Genomic DNA, 19,133 nt, shown 5'->3' with positions numbered 1-19,133 from the left:
ATGAAAATCATTGAAAAAAACACTGATTGTTTTTCTCTGAAGCACATCTCTATCTGTTTTACTGAGATGAGCAGCCAAGAAAAAGCTAAATTGGATAATCTTTTGTACCGTGTAAGAGCAAAAGTTCTCGTAGACAATCATGATTTGCTGACTTTTTTAACGATTTATGAATTGGCGGATTTGATTAAGGCTTGGCCTACATCTCAGGAAAAATTGGATTTGGAGCGCATTTTTAAACGTCATCAGATTATTTGGTCAGGACAGAATTTCTCTTTTGATTTGACTTTGGATCCGATTGTTTATTCTATTGTCAATGTCACACCAGATTCATTCTTTGATGGTGCAGAAGAAAATCTCAATTTGGATTTTATCCTACAACGAGTAGAACAGGATTTACAAGAGGGGGCACAAGTCATTGAACTTGGAGGAAAGTCTTCTCGTCCAGGTTACGCAGATATTTCGCCAGAAGAAGAATGGCAACGTCTCGCTCAGCCCTTGCAGAGTATTCGTAAGGCATTTCCGGAAGCAGTTATCGCTATAGACACTGATGAAGCCTATGTTATGCAGTGTGTACTGGATGCAGGTGCAGATATTATTAATGATATTGATGGTTTTGATACACCTGAAAAACTACAGTTGATGCAAGAATATCAACCGGCTTTGGTTGCTATGAATAATGGTCGAGCAGGTATGCATTACGCAGATAATGTTTATCAAGAACTGCCAGTCTATTTTACAGAGAAACAGAAAGAATTAAATCAACTTGACATTGCGAATGCACAAATATGTGTAGACCCAGGCGTTGGTTTTTCAGGCGGAGCAACAGGAATTGACTCTTTACAGCGCCTAAAAACGACTGAACTATTGACTTGCCTAGGTTTGCCGGTGATGGTCGCAATCTCTCGTAAATCTTTTATGACCAATCTTATGAATATGGAAGTAGATGAGCGTCTTTTATCAACATTGATTCTTGAAAATCAAATGATGATGGATGGTGGGCGTGTCCTACGTGTACATGATGTTGCAGCAACACGACGTTTAATTGATAATTTTAAAATATACCAAAAATACTAATGTATAATGATTTGATACGTGAACTTTCTGTTTTAGAAAGTTCTAAAAAACAAGAACAGGTAATTGCTCTTTTACGCAATAAAAAAGGACTTGAAGGAAAACAGAATCCGGATTTGCAACTATCAGCATCTGCTGTCGTTTTTAAAGGGGAGAAAATGTATTTTATCGAGCATCCCTATCAAAAAGAACTCTTACTGCCTGCTGGACATGTCGAAGAAGGGGAAAAACCCTATGAGACGGCAAAGCGTGAATTCCATGAAGAAACAGGTCTGACAGCTGATACACCACGTCTTATAGATGTGAATCTTATTAATATTCCCTATAATGCGGTTAAGGAAGAAAAAGCACATCAGCACATAGATTTTCGTTATCTCCTTAAATTGCGGGATGAGCCTTCTGAACTGGCAGAGCTGCCTGTTTTTTTGCTTTCCAAAACAGAGGCACCTGAGGAATTTAAAAAGTATTTTCTAGAAGGGAAAACAAGCCTAACATGACTATCGAAACAGCACTAGAATGGATACATTCTCGTCTTAAATTTAATATCCGTCCAGGATTGACACGAATTGAAGCCTTGCTCAAATTGCTTGGAAACCCTGAAAAAGAGTTATCAATGCTTCATGTTGCTGGTACAAATGGCAAAGGCTCAACTGTTGCTTTTACCAGAGGTATTCTGGAGCAGTTGGACTTGACTGTGGCTACTTTTACCAGTCCTTTTATTGCGACTTTTGGCGAACGGATGGCGATTAATGGCCATCCTATTCCTGATGACAAGCTTATCATGTATGTTGAGCAACTAAAACCATTCGTAGAAGAAATGGATAAGGATGAAAATCTTGCTGGCATCACAGAATTTGAAATTATTACCGCTCTGGCTTTTCGCTATTTTGCAGACGAACACGTTGATGTAGCTTTGATAGAAGTAGGCTTAGGGGGACTTTTAGATAGTACTAATGTCATTCAACCTGTAGCAACTGCAATTACAACAATTGGGATGGACCATATGGATATCTTAGGGGATACCCTAGAAAAGATAGCTGCCCAAAAGGCAGGAATCATTAAGCCGAATACACCCTTGGTGACAGGGAAAATAGCAGACGAAGCTCTAGCTGTTATTGCGCAAACAGCTCAAAAAAATCAAGCGCAGCATTATCAATACGGTATTGATTATCAGGTAGAAATCCTTGAAAATGAGCGATTTAATTACAAGGATGATGAAATTCACTTGCTCAACTTGCAAAAATCCTTACTTGGTCTTCATCAAGTAGATAATGCAGCACTTGCTGTTAAACTTACTATGGTTTACGCGCAGAAAGTAGGATTATCACTTTCAGAAGAAGCAATCAGAAAGGGATTAAAAAGAACTTTCTGGCCAGCGCGCATGGAAGAAATCAGCCGAGCTCCTTTAACACTACTTGATGGGGCGCATAATGTACATGCCATGCAACGACTCTTGGAAAACTTAAAAAATGAATTTTCAGGTCGTAAGATTACGATTCTTTTTTCAGCTCTGGTCACAAAAGATATTACTGAAATGATTAAAATGTTGCAAACTGTTGATAATTCTGAGCTTATTTTGACAACTTTTGATTATCCGAAAGCTTTAAAATTAGAAGATTTTACTTACTTAGAAAAAGAAAATGTAGTATTGGCAGAAGATTGGAAAAGCACATATTCAGCATTAAAAGCAAATCTACAGAAAGACGATGTACTTTTAATGACCGGTTCTTTGTATTTCATGTCTCAAATTAGGGCATACATCTTAGAGTCAGAGCAATAAAAATCAGTCCTTGATGGACTTTAGGAGGAAGAAAACTGTGATTGTTTTAGCAGGAACAATAGGAGCTGGAAAATCAAGCTTAGCAAAAGCTTTAGGGGAGCATCTTGGAACAGATGTTTACTATGAGGCAGTAGATAATAATCCGGTTCTTGATTTGTATTATCAAGATCCAAAAAAGTATGCTTTCTTGTTGCAAATCTATTTTTTGAACAAGCGTTTTGAATCAATCAAAATGGCTTATACTCAAGAGAATAATGTCCTTGACCGGTCAATTTTTGAAGACGAACTTTTCTTAACTCTAAACTATAAAAATGGCAATGTTACCAAAACAGAGTTAGAAATCTATCAGAACTTGCTCAGTAATATGCTCGAGGAAATGGAAGGAATGCCTAAAAAGCGGCCTGACTTACTAGTTTATATTGATGTGAGTTTTGAAACAATGCTTTCCCGGATTGCGCAACGTGGTCGCAGTTTTGAACAGATTGACGATCAGCCTGAATTAAAAGCATATTATCATCAAGTTCATGAAGAATACCCGACCTGGTATGAAAATTATGATGTGTCACCTAAAATACAGATTAATGGAGACGCACTTGACTTCGTAAATAATGCAGAAGACCTCGAAAAGGTACTTACAGAAATAGATAAAGCATTATTCAAATTACAATTAAAGTAAATCGGAAGATTTATTTTTTTTTACTTAATAAAAACTATACCAATTAATGATTTATTATTCTTGACAAATACAAAACATTGTATTATCATATTCTTATTGACGAAAAATAAAGAAAAAGCTAACTATACCAATTAGCTTATGGAGAAATTAATATGTGTGGTATCGTAGGAGTTGTCGGAAATCGTAATGCAACAGACATTCTAATGCAAGGTCTTGAAAAACTTGAATACCGTGGTTATGATTCAGCAGGAATCTTTGTTGCTGATGGTACCGGACAAGCGAATCTTGTAAAATCTGTAGGTCGCATTGCAGATTTAGAGGCAAAAACAGGTGATAACGTTACAGGATCAACAGGGATTGGTCATACACGTTGGGCGACCCATGGTAAACCAACTGAAGATAACGCGCATCCTCATACTTCTACTTCAGGACGTTTCGTTTTAGTACATAATGGTGTAATTGAAAACTTCTCCGAAATCAGAGAAGAATATCTCGCTAAAGATACATTTAAAGGTCAAACAGACACAGAAGTTGCTGTTCATCTCATCGCTAAGTTTGCAGAAGAAGAAGGACTTTCTGTACTTGAAGCATTTAAAAAAGCACTCTCTATTATTGAAGGTTCTTATGCTTTTGCTCTTATGGATGCTGAAGATGCTGATGTAGTCTATGTTGCGAAAAACAAATCTCCTTTACTTATCGGCTTGGGAGACGGCTACAATATGGTGTGTTCTGATGCCATGGCGATGATTCGTGAAACATCTGAATTTATGGAAATTCATGACAAAGAACTGGTTGTCTTAACTAAAGATAAGGCAGAAGTCATGGATTACGAAGGAAATAAGATTGAGCGCCAAAGCTACACAGCAGAACTTGATCTTTCTGACATTGGTAAAGGAACATATCCTTACTACATGCTCAAAGAAATTGATGAACAACCAACAGTAATGCGTAAATTGGTCTCAACTTATACCGATCAAGATGGCCAACTAACTGTTGATACGGATATTGTTAAAGCAGTTCAAGCAGCAGATCGTATTTATATTATTGCGGCAGGAACATCACTTCATGCAGGTTATGCTTCAAAACAAATCCTCGAAGAGCTGACAAATACACCAGTTGAGCTTGGCGTGGCTTCTGAGTGGGGTTACGGTATGCCATTATTGAGTAAAAACCCTTTGTTCATCTTCCTTTCACAATCTGGTGAAACTGCAGATAGCCGCCAGGTATTGGTAAAAGTAAATGAACTTGGTTATCCAAGTTTAACGGTTACAAATGTTCCTGGCTCTACATTGTCACGTGAAGCAACATACACAATGTTAATCGGTGCTGGACCTGAAATTTCGGTTGCTTCTACAAAAGCTTACACTGGGCAAATTGCAACGCTTGCCTTCTTAGCAAAAGCTGTAGGCGATGCAGACCAAAATCCTAAGTCACTTTCTTTTGACTTGGTTAAAGAAATTTCACTCGTGGCTCAATCTATTGAATCTACATTATCAGAAAAGGACCTGATTTCCGACGTAGTAGCTAAGCTTTTACCAGAAGCAAGAAATGCTTTCTATATTGGTCGCAAGCAAGACTACTTTGTCTCTATGGAAGCCAGCTTGAAATTAAAAGAGATTTCATATATCCAATGTGAAGGCTTTGCTGCTGGAGAACTCAAACACGGAACAATTTCCTTGATTGAAAATGGTACCCCTGTTATTGCCCTGATTTCAAATAACGAAGAAGTTGCGGCACACACACGTGGAAACGTTATGGAAACAGTGGCACGTGGAGCTTCAGCAATTACGATTGTAGAAGAAGCTGTAGCGCGTGAAGATGACGATATCGTTATCAATAACGTTCATCCTTATCTATCAGCTATCTCAATGGTGGTTCCTACACAGCTTATCGCTTACTACGCAACGGTCCAACGTGGATTGGATGTTGATAAACCACGTAATCTTGCCAAAGCTGTAACAGTTGAATAAAAACGAAATAAAAAAGTGGGTTATCAAAAACCACTTTTTTTATTTTCTAAAACAGGAGTGATACTTAGACTCTTTTTTCGTATAAATGACTAAGGAGAAAGTCGTGTATCAGATTAAAGAAGAACATTATCCTATGAGGCCCCGAGAAAGATTGATCATTTTTGGACCTGAAAAGCTGAATGAACAAGAACTTTTAGCTATTTTACTCCGTACAGGCAGTAAAATAGAAAATGTCATGGAACTTGCTGACCGGGTTTTGAACACCTTTAGTAGTTTAGAAGATTTTCGGCGTGCGTCTCTAGAAGAGTTGAAAGCAATTCCCGGTATCGGACCTATTAAAGCCTTGGAAATTCGGGCGATGATTGAGATGGGCAAACGAATCCACACAACCCAAAGAAAAAGATATGGTCAGGTGATAGGATCTCAGCAATTTGGATTGAGTTTAGCAGATGAGATGTCTGATTTTGAGCAGGAAAATTTGGTGGCAATCTATCTAGATGCACAACATCGTATTATCCAGAAAAAAACGATTTTTATTGGTGCTGTGAACCATTCCATTGCTAATCCACGAGAAATTTTACATCATGCGGTAAAAAATTTAGCTGTAGGGATTATCATTGCACATAATCATCCATCGGGGTTTACACAGCCAAGCCAACAAGACAAATTATTTACCCAAAAGCTTAAGCAAGCATGCGATAATTTAGGTATTCACCTTTTAGATCATATCATTACGGGACAGGCTTCTTATTTGAGTTTTAGAGAAGAGGGATTATTGGAAAGTTGACGAGGGAAAGAGGAAGGCAAGGGATACAACATAACGTTTAAGGTACATCCTCAGTTCATACAGTTTTACTTCATGTATTTATTTAAAAAATCAGCTGTCCGTTGCTTATATTGCTCAGGTTTGACTATATAGGACTGTGCATGCTGGGCTTTTGGTACAATCCATAATTCTTTAGGAGAATGAGCAGCTTTAAAATTTTCTTCTGCCATTTTTGTTGGTACAAATTTATCCTCTGCGCCGTGGATGATAAAGATAGGAAGAGTTGACCGGCTTAAAGCTTTAGTAGCATCCGCCTCCCCGAAGTTGTAATGCGCACGCGCTTGGACAAGGAACTGGGTCGTGTAGACGAGAGGAAATTTTGGAAGGTGAAACATTTCTTTTAGTTGGTAAGTGAGTTCAGAAGAAATACTGCTGTATCCACAGTCCTCAATAACTGCTTTGACTTGAGAAGGAAGCTTTTCTCCTGCAGTAAACATGACTGTTGCGCCTCCCATACTTACACCAAACAAGGCGATTTGACTCTCCTGACCATTATACTCAATAACCTTGTCAATCCATTTAACATAATCTAAACGATCTGGCCAGCCAAACCCAATATAGTTGCCTTCAGATGTTCCTGCCCCGCGATCATCAGGCGCTAAGACATTGTATCCAAGCTCATGATACATTTTCATATAGCGTGCCATATCTTCTTTTTTGCCCAAGTAACCGTGAGCAATTATAATGGTTTTTGGGGTTTCTTTTTGTGCAGGAATATAATAAGCATTGAGTTTCAAATTATCTGTTGCTGATTTTTCATGCCATTCTTGCTTTTGCGTAGACTTAAGCCATTGGCTGGCTTTAAGATTTACAGGATTATCTTGGCCAGTATGTGGGACAAAACTTTTGTTTCCGGGTACAAATGCGAAATTATACATATAAAATGTTAATGATGTTATCGTTATTATCAGAATAATTAAAAAAATTATTGTCAATATCTTAAACTTTTTCTTCATTGAGGCTCCTTTTTTCACTTAAACTATTATAACACTTAAAAGAGTGGTATAGACAATCTAATATAAATTGTTTAAAATCTTGAAATATGAACATTCTGTAGTCCAATGTATCGTATTATGATTAAAAAATATGCTAAACTATATCTTGTAATTTTCTTTTGTATCCATGTTAAAAATACAAAAAAAATAAAATATAATTCCACCGGGAATAACGCTCAAGCGTTTTAAGCATTTCATTAGGTCTAAGAAGAAATGCTTGAATCACTTGATTTTTTTTTGAGGAGAATAAATGAGTTATAGCAAGTATGGTGAATCTTTTAGAACGCTGAGGAAACAGCATAAAAAGACACTAGGCTATTTTGAAAGCCTTGGAATTTCGAAAGGCACGTTGTCACAATTTGAGAATGGAAAAACATTACTTTCATTTGATAAATTGGATATGGCCCTTCAAAAGATGAATGTAACAATGACTTCGTATATTCTGATGATTAATAACAGTGAATCAGAATATTTTATCATACAGTTTCGAGAGATTGAACGGGCTTATATGACGCGTAATAAAAAAAAACTCATGAAGATTTATCATGACAATATTTATTATGAGATTGAAGAAGATTATTTCATTGCTTTGGCGGCTAAGGCATGTTACGAGAAGCTCGATGTGGAAGAAAAAACGCAACTTGAGACTTTTTTTAATAATTGCGAGATGTGGAGTAGATATGAGCTCAATTTATTTATTAATGTAATGCCTCAGATAGACCAAAATCTTACACTTTCGATTATTAATAAGTTAAGTTTATCGAAATATGAATATCTCCGCGAACGGCGGGAATATCGACCTCTCTTTGCTCGACTTATTGTGAAAATCATTCTATTACTTATCACTCAAGGAATGCAAAAAGAAGCGGAGGGTTTAATTAAGTATCTAAAAGGACTACCGCCTATAATTGATATCACGGAAAAAGTTGTTGGCATGTTTTTGGAAGGATGTTGTATTTATAAATTTGAAGACAGCCAAATGGGAAACAAAATAGTCAGACGTTCCTTGCGTATCTTACTAGATGTAGAGGCTATAGAACTTAAAAATATACTGGAATTTTACTATAAAAATACAATTAATAGTAAGAAAAAAAGTTATTTATTGATAAACTGAGAGAATCTGTTACAACTTTTAAAGCAATCAGTGTTTTTTCACTGGTTGTTTTCTTATGTTTATTTTCGTCTTGTTTTAAATATCTTAAAAGTGTTTGGAAACAATTGTCTGAATATTTTTGTTTTTCAAAACTGTGCTTTATAAAACAGACTAATATAAACTGGGCATTCCTGAAAAATTCTTTGTTTAGTATCCTAAACAAAGCCGTTTAGCCATTGAGTTTTGCAAAAATAGGCGGTATAATACAACCGATTAAGTTACATTAAAGTCTTTCGTCAATTTAATTAACTTGAGAACTATATATCTAAAAAAAGAGGAAAAAATGAAAAAATCTTACAAACACAAAATGATTGTTGGCTTAGCTTTAACAACCCTTGCTGGAACAAGTGTGATGAGTTTATCAGCACCAGCATTTTTGAACAATGTTATAGTTGCTCATGCGGATTCGTCAGCTATTGCGGATAACACATCAGCACGTTCAATCACCTTGACCAAATATGCTATTCAAAGTGAAGGGCAACTTGGAGCACCTGGTGATGGTACAGAATGGAATAATCCTGACAACTTAGCAACATTGAAAAATGTAAAGTTCCAGCTCGTGCGCGTGAAGGCTTTGGATGGAGGGCAGCCTTTAGTTGATGTATCTACAGCAGTTGAAGGTAAAGACTACGAAATTGATAAGAGTTTCACTCCAGTAGAAAAAACGACGGATGATAAGGGGCAAATCAAATTTGACTTAGGTACTGGTAAAGCAAATGATGGTATCTACATGCTAGTTGAAGAAGATTCAACTGGTGTGATTAATAATGAGACAGGTGATGCAACAACAATTAAATACAAAGCTATTCCTGCTTTCATTTATGTGCCAATGACAAATCGTAGTTCTCAGTCTGGTTTGATTTATGATATTAATGTGTATCCAAAAAATGAGGAAGACACACCTCTTAACCCCGTTAAAACGATTGATGGAATGGACGGAGAATCACTCGTTGCTGGTCAAACCTATCAATGGGAAGCAGCATTTAATATTAATCCTTCTGATTTTTACTATGTGGCAGCAGAAGATAGCTTTATTGATGGTTTAGATCCAAATACAGATTATACTGGACCAGGCTCAACTGGTGGACGTGTTCATAAAGGTGATAAAGTTTATATGGATTATCTGAAAGTTACCGATGACATGGATTCAAATCAAAATCTCTTGTCTGTGGATATGCAAGTTAAAGACAAGGACAATAACTGGGTATCACTTGAACAAGGGACTGATTATACTTTTGTAGATGGTGCTAATGAAATGACACCTGCAGGCAAGAATACAGTTCAGTTAACTCAAGCTGGAATGGAAAAAGTTGGAACTATGACAGGTGCAACACAAATGCGCGTGGTTTATAAAGCCCAAGTTAAAGAAGGTTGGGATGGTAAGATTGATAACAGCTTTACTGTAGATGAAAAATCACCAGGTTTGGAACCAGATACAGATCATAACAGTGATATTCCGGATTACTTTGATGGTGGTTTAGATCTTCATAAGGTAGATGAAAAAGGAGATAACTTAGCGGGAGCGGAGTTCTATATTGCAACTTCAGAAGCAAATGCCCGTGGTGGGAAATTCTTAGCATCAGATGGTCAATCTTATACTGAAGGGACCAAATTACCTGCTGGGGTTCATTTCTTAACAACAACTTCAGATGGTCAAGGTCATGCTGGGTTTGATGGTTTACCATTGAAATGGTACGACGATGTGAATGGTAATGGCAAGCAAGATATGGATGGTACAGAACCAACATTTGCTGATGCAGATATCCAACGTGACTACTGGGTGGTTGAAACAAAAGCGCCAACAGGTTACGAATTGGTTAAAGATCCAATAAAAGTAACTGTTAACTTAAATACAGCAGCAGATGCAACTTGGGAAGCAACTGTTGAAAACAAAAAAGAATCAGATCTTCCATTTACTGGTGCAAAAGGCACAACATTGATGGTAAGTATCGCGATTGGTGCAATTGCACTTGGTACAGCGGCAGTTGTCATTGACAAAAAACGTCGTCAAGCATAATTAGATTCAGGTAATAGGCGGATAGAGCTTACTCTAGCCGTCTGATTGCTTATTAATCATCAAGAAATAATAGATAAATTTTACTAAAAAATGAAAATTCTTTTGTTTTTTGAATGATGGAAGAGGATAAAAAATGAATCTTAAAAGAAAACGTATGAAAAAAATAATGATGGGGCTTGCTACGTTTGTATTAGTGTTTAATAGCTTTGCTCCTGTATTTGCGGAAACAATAGATGATTCTGTTCCTGTGGACCCAGTAAAAGAGACTAACTTTTTCCCTAAAATAACGACACCGAGAATAGATGTGAATCCGAATGATCCATTCACTTATGTAAATGATAACACGGGCATTTATCCAACCCATCACACACAGAATTACACAACGAACCAGAGTTCAGACAATATTCAAAACTTTGATTTCAGCAAAGAAAACAGTGAAGTGACACCAACTGAAAATGTTTTAGATACTGGAATAATGGATTTTGAAAATGGCTATCATTCTTATAGTGATGCATATGTAAAAAAAATCGTCATACCAACTGATGATCCTAATAATTTCAAAATTCAATTGGATGTTATTGGTAAAGCTTTGAAAGAAACACAACCTGTCGATATTGCTTTAGTCTTGGATAAGTCTTCTTCGATGAATGATTCTATATCTTTGGGAACTTCAAAATGGAATCAACTGCATGATGCTGTACAAGACTTTTCCAGTCAATTACTTTCTTCAAATAATGGAGCAATAAGATTAGGTCTAGGGGCTTTTGGTTCTGAGGAAGATTCGAGTGTCTTTGCTGAAATAGGGAAGTTTTCAACTGGAAGCACTTTTACAGATAACTCCACTGACCTAATGAGACAAAGTATTATCAAAGATCAACCTCGAGATGGTTCAGCCACCCCTACTTTTATGGGCGTAGATGCGGGTTATAAAATGTTAAATGATCCAAAATATGGTGTACGAGGTGATGCTGAAAAAGTATTAATTGTATTAACAGATGGCTTACCTACTTTTTATCCAAATACAAATAATTATAATAATGAACTTGATACAAATGGAATAAAAATCCAATCATTAGGTGACATAGACGAATATTCATTGTCAAATAGTTGGTCGACAAAGTATTTTAAAGGAAATGGAAGTACTACAGCTTGGAATACAGACGAATGTATTCCCCCTACAATTGATTATATTGAAGGACAGAATAGCCGTTTTTCAAATGTCCTTAAATATTCTATTGGGTTCGGTACATCCAGAGATGCTTTTGAAGTATTAGAAGCTATGGGTGAAGATGGCCATTACTCTGCAGCAAATGAAGAAGACTTGATTGATGCTTTGGATCAATTGAAAAATAGATTGTCAAACTCCATTCAAAATGGTATTGTAACTGATCCGATGAGTGAATTTGTCACTTACAAAGGTAATCCAGAACTTTCTGCATTGAAGGTGGAGAATGGTGCTCTGACAGAAATCAAACAAGGAACTGCAAATTTTCCAGCGTATGCTTCTGATGTGCAAGTTGTGCCAGAAAATAATCAAGTTACCCTAAATTCTTTAAATTTCGGTGGAACAAAGACAGAAAAAGATGGTATTCGTTTGACTTATAATGTTGAGTTAAAAGAAGAATATCGTGATGGAAAATTCTATCCTGCCAATGCTGCAACTTATTTGCTCAATCAGAAAACTGCTGAAGGGACAGTTGATTATTTTGCTGTTCCTTCAGTGAAGAATTTATCTAAGCCTAAACCTTTAAATCCTCCGATAAAATATGTTAGTGACTCCGATGAAAAACTTGTGGATTCCGATACATTGACGGATATCCATGAAAAATATCTTTATACTTTAGAGGGGGAATTTTTAGAGCTTCCTACCTATGATGAAAATAAGGCGCTCAAAGATTGGCAATTAACAGACAGCACACCTGCTGGAATTACTTTTGACGATGTATCATCGATAAAAGCTTATGCTTGGGATGGCAGCACTAAAGGTGAGGATCTTACAAATAGTTTTGAATATAGCATGGTTAATGGTGTGTTAACGATAAAAGCTAAGCCAGAGTTGCTTAAAGATCCTAAAATGTATGAAGAAATCCATAAAGTGCGTTTCGAAATAGGTGCTCGCGTAACTGATGAAGGAAAAGTAGAACGTGACGAAAATGGTAAAGTTCATATCGTGAATAATACAAAACAGTCCGGTCATTATTATAATGACACAACTTTTGATGATCCAAGTAATGATGTGGTGACTACGGTGGACAAAGACACAGAAAATGCCTTGAAAGTTTCTAAAGAAGTGGATAAGAATCTAACAGAAAACGGAACTGTTGATCCAGTCGACACAGCAAAAAGCCGTCTTCAACCGATCACTTACACAATCAACATGGCAAATACCAGTGCAACATCAAGTATGGATAAGGTTCGTATTTTAGATGTTTTACCTTTCAATCAAGATGATCGTCAAACAAGCTTTAATGCTAAAGGTACAGCCCATGTCCTGTCAGCTCAATTAGTTGATGCGAACGGTGAAGCTGTTAAAGGAGCACGTCTTTATTACAAAGATCCAAGTCAAGCAGAAACAAATACTAAATTAGATCCAAATAGTTTACCTCAAAGTGCGACAGAATTAGCCGCTAAGGGTTGGCTAGCTTATGATGGCTCAGATGCCTCTGTCTTGGAAAAAACATCTGCAATTTTGGTGGATGTAGACAACATTCCAGCCAATACAACTTATGCTTTGAAAATCACAGTAGAACATAAAGACAACGTTGGTGCAGATTTAATCAATAATGCAACAGTGAATTCGATTGTCAATCAAGAGCAAACAACAAACAATGTTGAAACGAAGATTTATGGTCGTGAATTGTCAGGATATGTTTGGTATGACGATAACTATGACGGATTGAAAGACGATGCTGAGGCACCTGTTAAAGATATTTCTGTTAAGCTTTATCGTACAAGCTTGGAAAATCCAAACTATAAAGATCAACTGGTAACTGAAAATGTCAAAGGTGAAAAATTCATTGATGACAAAGGAAATTCTTTAATCAAAACAGATGATAAAGGATTCTATATTTTCAGTAACTTATCCGAAGGGCATTATATCGCTGAATTTGAAATCAACGGCAAATTGCAAACAAAAGAGTACCAAGTCACTAAGTTCATGGCAGATTCGTCTAACTCAGATGCAAAAAATTCAAAAGTTAAAGCAGAGGAAGACCGTATCACAGCTCAAAATCCGATTAAAGGTTCTGACTGGAATGACGTTGGAGCAAGACTTAAAGATCTCGATACAGTGATTAAGCCAAAAGATGGTTTGCAAGAATTACCTTACAATAACTTAGGACTCAACCGCTCAGCACACTTAGACATCTTCAAAAAGAATATTTTAGGCGATGGACTTGCTGGTGCGAAATTCGCCATTTATCGTGGAGATTTAAAAGAGATACCGGCAGATGGTGAACAAAGCGCTGACTTTATTGGTACCTATACAACCGATAAGACAGGTAATTTGAATGTCGATCAAAACCTTTTTGCTGGTTACGATGCCGATCATAATCCAATCTCTCAGACCTATACTGTTTTTGAAATTAAAGCACCAAATGGTTATGAGCTTTTGAAAACACCGGTTACGTTTACTGTAAAAGAAGGTAATCAAACGATTAATCTTCAAATCAAGGATGATGCTGAATCAATCTTACCTTTCACAGGTGGAAAAGCAGGCATTGGCCTCTTGATTGCGCTTAGCCTTGTTGTTCTGGGAATGCTTGGACTTGGTGGTGGTCTCTTTTATCGTCATAGAAAAAATAGTAAGGAGGCAGCTTAAATTGAAAAAATACATTTTTACTCTAGCAGCTGCTTTGTCAGTCTTTCTGTCCTTTGGATTTGCTTCAAATGCTGCAGCCCAAGAAGTTCCTGGAAGTTATGGTATTCATATTATTAAATATAATTTGAGTGACAGTCAAGAAAGTCAGCTAACTCATGATGGAACACCAGTCACAAGTGGTACAGAAGATCTTCAACGTCTTGCAGGTGTACAGTATACAATTACACGCATGACTAAAACGGAAATGAATACTTATGTGACCGCTCAAGGTACTGATGCCTTTAGTCAAAGGGTCACAACAAATGCTCAAGGCGAAGCCGAATTAACAGGACTTCCCCGTGGTGTGTATCAAGTCACTGAAGCAAAAAGTGAGCAAGTACCAACACCAATGTCGCCTGTTTTAGTTTCCCTTCCCATGCAAAATGCAAATGGTTTGATAAATGAAGTCTATATTTATCCAAAATCAAGTATGGTTTTACCGGATACACCGCAAATTCCGGATAATAATTTGCCAGATAAATTACCCGATACAAGTGGTAATATTGGATCCTATCAAATTATCATCGCGATGATAAGCGTGATTGTAGTTGTGGGTTTCAGTGGACTATGGTGGACGAAAAAAGCACACGAATAAGTGTGACAACACAATAACCCTTGAAAAAATAAGATTGAAGTAGAATGCAAGCCGGATGGTATGCAGGACTTCAATCTTATATTTTTTCAAGAACAAACAAAACTTTGAAGAAAAGTTGGAGAGAAAATTGATTAAGAAACAAAAAAGTAAAAGGGATAATGCTGTCCCATTAGGTCAAAAAAGGCGAAGAGTTTCTCCCCTCCTTGTTTTTGCCTTTCTATTGATTTTTATTGGTATTGGTATACTTATCTATCCCATCATTGGTAATTACTTGGCTAACCAACAAAGGTCTGTCGCAACCAGTAGTTACAATGATAGTCTGAAAAAGATGAGTCAAAAAGAACGTGACGAGCAGTGGGCTTTAGCTGAAAAATACAACCAATATATCTTTGACCGCCAAGAAGGAAAAGTTGGTCATCCAGTAGATTACAGCAAGGTTATCTCTAACGGTAATCCTCCAGTAATGGGGACGATTGACATTCCAGCTATCAATGTAAATCATCTCCCTTTTTATCATGGTACCTCTTATGGCACTCTAGATAAGGGCGTGGGGCATTTTGAATCGTCTTCTGTGCCCATTGGGGGGAAGAATACACGGGCTGTACTTAGTGGACATAGTGGCTTAGAAAACCAAGTTCTTTTTACAGATATCAAAAATCTGAAAGAAGGAGATATCTTCTTCATTAATATATTAGGTAAAAAACTCGCCTATGAAATTGATTCTTTTCAAGAAGTTCTTCCGAGTGAAGTGGACAAGGTGAAAATCATTCCCGGTGAAGATCGCGTAACACTTTTGACATGTACACCACCAGGAATTAACACATATCGCCTCCTTGTGAATGGAAAACGAATTCCTTATAAAGAAGCCATATCTAAGAAGACAAGTAAGCGTAATATTTGGACTTATCAAACTGTTGTGTTGGGATCATTGGGACTTTGTTTCCTCTTGTTCATTCTCCTCTTTCTGCTGTATCGTATCTTCTTGAAACAGTCACGCAAGAAGGACCCAGAAATTTCGGCACGAGCCATGACACGTATTCGTCATTTGATAATGGTGACACGTGGGATGTTTGTTGTGATGTTAGTGATTATGATTTCTATTTTAGGTTTCGCCATTTACGGCTATTTCCGAATGCAAACACAATCCTCCTTACCTAATATTAATGTGGGAAAGCAACACGAATTGTCCGCCTATAATCCAGATAAGATACTCAAAGATGATTATGATGAGAGTAAAATTGCCAGTGTAAATGTTACTAATTTTGCTGAAAGTAGGAAAAATCTGCAACAGACTGTCAATGATAATGGTATAGGTAAGCTTTATATTCCAAAAGAAGAAGTAAACTTGCCCATATTGGCCGGGATAAGTCAAACAAATTTGATGACCGGCGCTTCAACATATCGGCAAGGACAAAAATTAGGCAAAGGCAACTACGTGCTTCTGGCACACAATATTTATAATGTCAATACAAACAAAAATGTCGATGTTCTTTTTAATCGCATCAGTAACCTTGTTAAAGGCGATAAAATCTATGCGACTGATTTTCAGAATGTTTATGAGTACCAAGTGATTAAAAATGAAGTCATAAAGGATACACAAGTCGATGTGGTTAATAGCGATGTTAAAGGAACACCAATCCTAACACTCATCCGCTGTGAGGGAAATGTGGGTACAATATATCGCCGTTTAGTTCAAGGACGATTAACAAAAACGAGTCCTTTAAATGATAACAGCAGTAAGACAATGAATTTAAGTATGACCGGGAATGTATCTGGTGATAATTTGATAAAAACAAGCCCCATATCTCCTTTTGAACAGCTCTCAATGGATTTGGCAGCACATATTATTTCAGATCCAATGCAAGTAATGATTCCATTCTTTTTGCTCTTGGTATTACCTATTTTATTTCTTAATTTTATTTAATCTCCAAATAATAAATACAATAGTAAAGAGGTGTGGCGCATATTAAAAATTTATTATAGAAGCAAGTGTAAATCCAGTCAAAAAGCTTTCATGTGGTTTGAACGTTACGGTATTAATTTTGAAAAGCAAAACATAAGTCAAATAACTGTAGATGATTTACTGAGACTTTTAATGCTAACGACAGAAGGGATAAATGAATTAATCAAAAATCCAGAAAGAGTTAATATTAAAAATGAAGAAGAGTTGGAAAAAATAGCAGATATGAAGCTCCACAGTGCGCTGTATTATCTCAAAATGAATACGTCACTGTTTAAAACACCAATCATTTTAGATGAAAATAATTACCTGGTTGGCTATAATTCTGATGAAATACGGCGTTTTTTTCCGAGAGAATATCGTAAATTTTTATCTGACTTGTGATATTCATAAAAAGATGAAACTATTAAAAAAAGCGTGATTTTTAAATCAGGCTTTTTTGTTTTATTTGATGTCCTTATTTGACATAAAGAATAAGAGAGTTTGTAGTTCTTTCGTTAAGTCAATCGACTGAACGACAACGTCTTCTGGAACTTGCAAGCGCAAAGGTGAAAAGTTAAGAATACCTTTGATACCTGATTTAACTAGGATGTCTGCGACTTCTTGAGCGTTCTCTTTATTTACAGAAATAATTGCTGTTTTGATTTTTGAATTTTTAATATTTTTAGAGAAGTCAGCGATGTCGTAGATAGGAACACCTGTAGAAGTTGTTGTACCAACGAGTGGATTTTCTGGAACATCATAAGCTTGGGTAACGCGCATTTTATTGCGGTTTTGGAATTCATAATTAATAAGGGCGCGTCCAAGGTTACCGACTCCGACGAGTGCGATATGCGTTTCTTGATCTTGTCCGAGTAATTCTCCAAAGAAATCACGTAAAGCACGTGTTTCATAGCCATAGCCTCGACGTCCCAGCTCACCAAAAAGTGAAAAATCGCGACGAATCGTCGCTGCATCCACACCAATTTTTTCCGAAATAAGTTGTGAGTTTGTGCGTGTTACTTGTTCATCAACTAAAAGTTTGAACAAGCGATAATATTGAGGCAAACGTTTTGCCGTTGCCTTAGGTAGTTGTTTATTAACTTGGGAGCCAGCCATGTTATCTCCTTTACATAGTCTTTGTGAATATTTTACCTTTTTTGAGGGGGGCTTGTCAAACAATTCTTTCCGGAATTATGCGGTTGGCGAAAGTTTGTGAAAAAAATGGAGAAAAATTAACAAAGAAAAAAGAGAAAAATTCTCTTTTCACTTTAAGTTATTTTTTCATTTAGCTCATCAAGCAAGCGAATCAATTCCTTCAAGTCCTCATTGAGCAGTGTACTTCTTAAATAGGCATATTGAACATGAAAAATTTGCTTATCTTCAGGTATTAGTGGTATCTTTATAAGACTATCCATATCGGCAAAAGGAAGAAAATCGGTCATCAAGGTTATGCCAACATTTGAGTTGACCAGTTGGCCAATAGTATGGATATCAGAAAAATTAAAGAGCACTTTTGCTTTTTTCTTGTATTTTTCATTTAAATTTTGGAAAGCTTCCATATGCACAAAGCTTTCATCAAGCAGGATAAAAGGATAATCCAAAGCTTCTTTAAATGAAATTTCTTGACGTGAGGCAAGTGGGTTATCTTTAGAAACAAAGATATAAAATTCGCGTTGATAAAGTAGCTTCACAAAAAGGTTGGGGTGCATCAGGGGAGCAATACTGCCTATAAGGCTAAAATCAATTGTGCCGGAGATAAGTTTGGCCAGAAGTTCCTCCGAGCCACCCGATACTAAATCAAATTTCGATAAAAAGCTAATCGCATCCTTATCGTTTAAGAGTTGAGCCAGGATTTTTGCTCGAATGATAGGAGGAAAACCAATATGATTTTGATGATTTTTAGAATGCTCGATGGCTCTTTGCGTTAGTGCCAACTCTTCTAAAATACTTTCGATATGAATCTTCAATATTTTTCCTTCATCTGTTAGGACAACTGTCCGGTGAGAAGGATCTTTGTATATTAAGTTACAGTTATAATATTGTTCCAATCTCTTTACAGCATAGGTAATTGTCGGCTGACTTACCCCAAAATGATTAGAAACAGCAGTAAAAGACAACAAGTCTCCTAAGGCATTAAAGTACTCGAAATCATGCAAGTTCATTAGTTTAAACGCTCCTTTGACCCTTATATTCTATCACAAGTTTTCCGATTTGTTATAAATAATATTTATCATAACCCAAAGGTTTGA

General features: G+C 36.6%; 15 protein-coding genes. 12 read left to right on the top strand and 3 right to left on the bottom strand.

The features are described from left to right. The 6 genes from folP (at window position 1) to radC (ending at window position 6,284) form a co-directional block, all read left to right on the top strand. Window positions 1-1,074, top strand: coding sequence for a dihydropteroate synthase (gene folP / locus lgb_RS05645; RefSeq protein WP_019294012.1), 1,074 nt, complete (start codon window positions 1-3; stop codon window positions 1,072-1,074). Further along, window positions 1,074-1,568 (top strand): NUDIX domain-containing protein, encoded by a 495-nt coding sequence (locus tag lgb_RS05640; protein WP_019294011.1) that lies wholly within the window; start codon window positions 1,074-1,076, stop codon window positions 1,566-1,568. The genes folP and lgb_RS05640 overlap by 1 nt, the downstream gene beginning before the upstream one ends. Next, window positions 1,565-2,851: a bifunctional folylpolyglutamate synthase/dihydrofolate synthase gene (locus lgb_RS05635; protein ID WP_019294010.1), complete on the top strand. Its 1,287-nt coding sequence runs from the start codon at window positions 1,565-1,567 to the stop codon at window positions 2,849-2,851. Before lgb_RS05640 ends, lgb_RS05635 begins: the two co-directional genes overlap by 4 nt. A gap of 37 nt (window positions 2,852-2,888) precedes the next feature. After that, window positions 2,889-3,527 (top strand): deoxynucleoside kinase, encoded by a 639-nt coding sequence (locus tag lgb_RS05630; RefSeq protein WP_019294009.1) that lies wholly within the window; start codon window positions 2,889-2,891, stop codon window positions 3,525-3,527. A 152-nt stretch (window positions 3,528-3,679) separates the two neighbouring features. Then, a complete protein-coding gene (gene glmS, locus lgb_RS05625) occupies window positions 3,680-5,497 on the top strand; it encodes a glutamine--fructose-6-phosphate transaminase (isomerizing) (protein ID WP_019294008.1) in 1,818 nt (605 codons plus the stop codon). 103 nt (window positions 5,498-5,600) lie between these two features. Further along, window positions 5,601-6,284: a RadC family protein gene (radC, locus tag lgb_RS05620; protein ID WP_019294007.1), complete on the top strand. Its 684-nt coding sequence runs from the start codon at window positions 5,601-5,603 to the stop codon at window positions 6,282-6,284. Window positions 6,285-6,349: 65 nt separating this feature from the next. On the opposite strand, the gene lgb_RS05615 is transcribed toward radC, so the two are convergent. After that, window positions 6,350-7,279 carry an alpha/beta hydrolase gene (locus lgb_RS05615; protein ID WP_019294006.1) on the bottom strand — a complete coding sequence of 310 codons (930 nt, stop codon included), beginning with the start codon at window positions 7,277-7,279 and terminating at the stop codon, window positions 6,350-6,352. 289 nt (window positions 7,280-7,568) lie between these two features. On the opposite strand from lgb_RS05615, the gene lgb_RS05610 reads away from it, so the two are divergent. From lgb_RS05610 to lgb_RS05585, 6 genes are all read left to right on the top strand, one after another. Then, window positions 7,569-8,432 (top strand): Rgg/GadR/MutR family transcriptional regulator, encoded by an 864-nt coding sequence (locus lgb_RS05610; protein ID WP_019294005.1) that lies wholly within the window; start codon window positions 7,569-7,571, stop codon window positions 8,430-8,432. Between the two features lie 322 nt (window positions 8,433-8,754). After that, complete coding sequence (locus lgb_RS05605; RefSeq protein WP_019294004.1) at window positions 8,755-10,488, top strand: SpaH/EbpB family LPXTG-anchored major pilin; 1,734 nt, start codon at window positions 8,755-8,757, stop codon at window positions 10,486-10,488. A gap of 133 nt (window positions 10,489-10,621) precedes the next feature. Further along, window positions 10,622-14,308, top strand: a complete 3,687-nt coding sequence (locus lgb_RS05600; protein ID WP_019294003.1) for a SpaA isopeptide-forming pilin-related protein — start codon at window positions 10,622-10,624, stop codon at window positions 14,306-14,308. 1 nt (window position 14,309) lies between these two features. Continuing rightward, entirely contained in the window at window positions 14,310-14,942 is a 633-nt protein-coding gene (locus lgb_RS05595) for a pilin N-terminal domain-containing protein (RefSeq protein ID WP_019294002.1), read from the top strand. Between the two features lie 127 nt (window positions 14,943-15,069). After that, window positions 15,070-16,866: a sortase family protein gene (locus lgb_RS05590; protein ID WP_019294001.1), complete on the top strand. Its 1,797-nt coding sequence runs from the start codon at window positions 15,070-15,072 to the stop codon at window positions 16,864-16,866. Window positions 16,867-16,896: 30 nt separating this feature from the next. Beyond that, complete coding sequence (locus lgb_RS05585) at window positions 16,897-17,286, top strand: ArsC/Spx/MgsR family protein (RefSeq protein WP_333735487.1); 390 nt, start codon at window positions 16,897-16,899, stop codon at window positions 17,284-17,286. A 60-nt stretch (window positions 17,287-17,346) separates the two neighbouring features. Here lgb_RS05585 and lgb_RS05580 read toward each other — a convergent pair whose 3' ends face one another. Further along, window positions 17,347-18,000 carry a redox-sensing transcriptional repressor Rex gene (locus lgb_RS05580; RefSeq protein WP_019293999.1) on the bottom strand — a complete coding sequence of 218 codons (654 nt, stop codon included), beginning with the start codon at window positions 17,998-18,000 and terminating at the stop codon, window positions 17,347-17,349. A 152-nt stretch (window positions 18,001-18,152) separates the two neighbouring features. Beyond that, window positions 18,153-19,046 carry a LysR family transcriptional regulator gene (locus lgb_RS05575; RefSeq protein WP_019293998.1) on the bottom strand — a complete coding sequence of 298 codons (894 nt, stop codon included), beginning with the start codon at window positions 19,044-19,046 and terminating at the stop codon, window positions 18,153-18,155. Window positions 19,047-19,133 lie beyond the last annotated feature (87 nt).

This window comes from Lactococcus petauri, assembly GCF_023499275.1.
GTDB lineage: Bacteria > Bacillota > Bacilli > Lactobacillales > Streptococcaceae > Lactococcus > Lactococcus petauri.
This window is presented reverse-complemented; position numbering and strand designations above follow the sequence as displayed.

What these genes read in the sequence shown, in the direction of transcription:
- folP (WP_019294012.1), top strand. Translation starts at nt 1, where the DNA reads ATGAAAATCATTGAAAAAAACACTGATTGTTTTTCTCTGAAGCACATC.
- lgb_RS05640 (WP_019294011.1), top strand. Translation starts at nt 1,074, where the DNA reads ATGTATAATGATTTGATACGTGAACTTTCTGTTTTAGAAAGTTCTAAA.
- lgb_RS05635 (WP_019294010.1), top strand. Translation starts at nt 1,565, where the DNA reads ATGACTATCGAAACAGCACTAGAATGGATACATTCTCGTCTTAAATTT.
- glmS (WP_019294008.1), top strand. Translation starts at nt 3,680, where the DNA reads ATGTGTGGTATCGTAGGAGTTGTCGGAAATCGTAATGCAACAGACATT.
- lgb_RS05615 (WP_019294006.1), bottom strand. Translation starts at nt 7,279, where the DNA reads ATGAAGAAAAAGTTTAAGATATTGACAATAATTTTTTTAATTATTCTG.
- lgb_RS05610 (WP_019294005.1), top strand. Translation starts at nt 7,569, where the DNA reads ATGAGTTATAGCAAGTATGGTGAATCTTTTAGAACGCTGAGGAAACAG.
- lgb_RS05605 (WP_019294004.1), top strand. Translation starts at nt 8,755, where the DNA reads ATGAAAAAATCTTACAAACACAAAATGATTGTTGGCTTAGCTTTAACA.
- lgb_RS05600 (WP_019294003.1), top strand. Translation starts at nt 10,622, where the DNA reads ATGAATCTTAAAAGAAAACGTATGAAAAAAATAATGATGGGGCTTGCT.
- lgb_RS05580 (WP_019293999.1), bottom strand. Translation starts at nt 18,000, where the DNA reads ATGGCTGGCTCCCAAGTTAATAAACAACTACCTAAGGCAACGGCAAAA.
- lgb_RS05575 (WP_019293998.1), bottom strand. Translation starts at nt 19,046, where the DNA reads ATGAACTTGCATGATTTCGAGTACTTTAATGCCTTAGGAGACTTGTTG.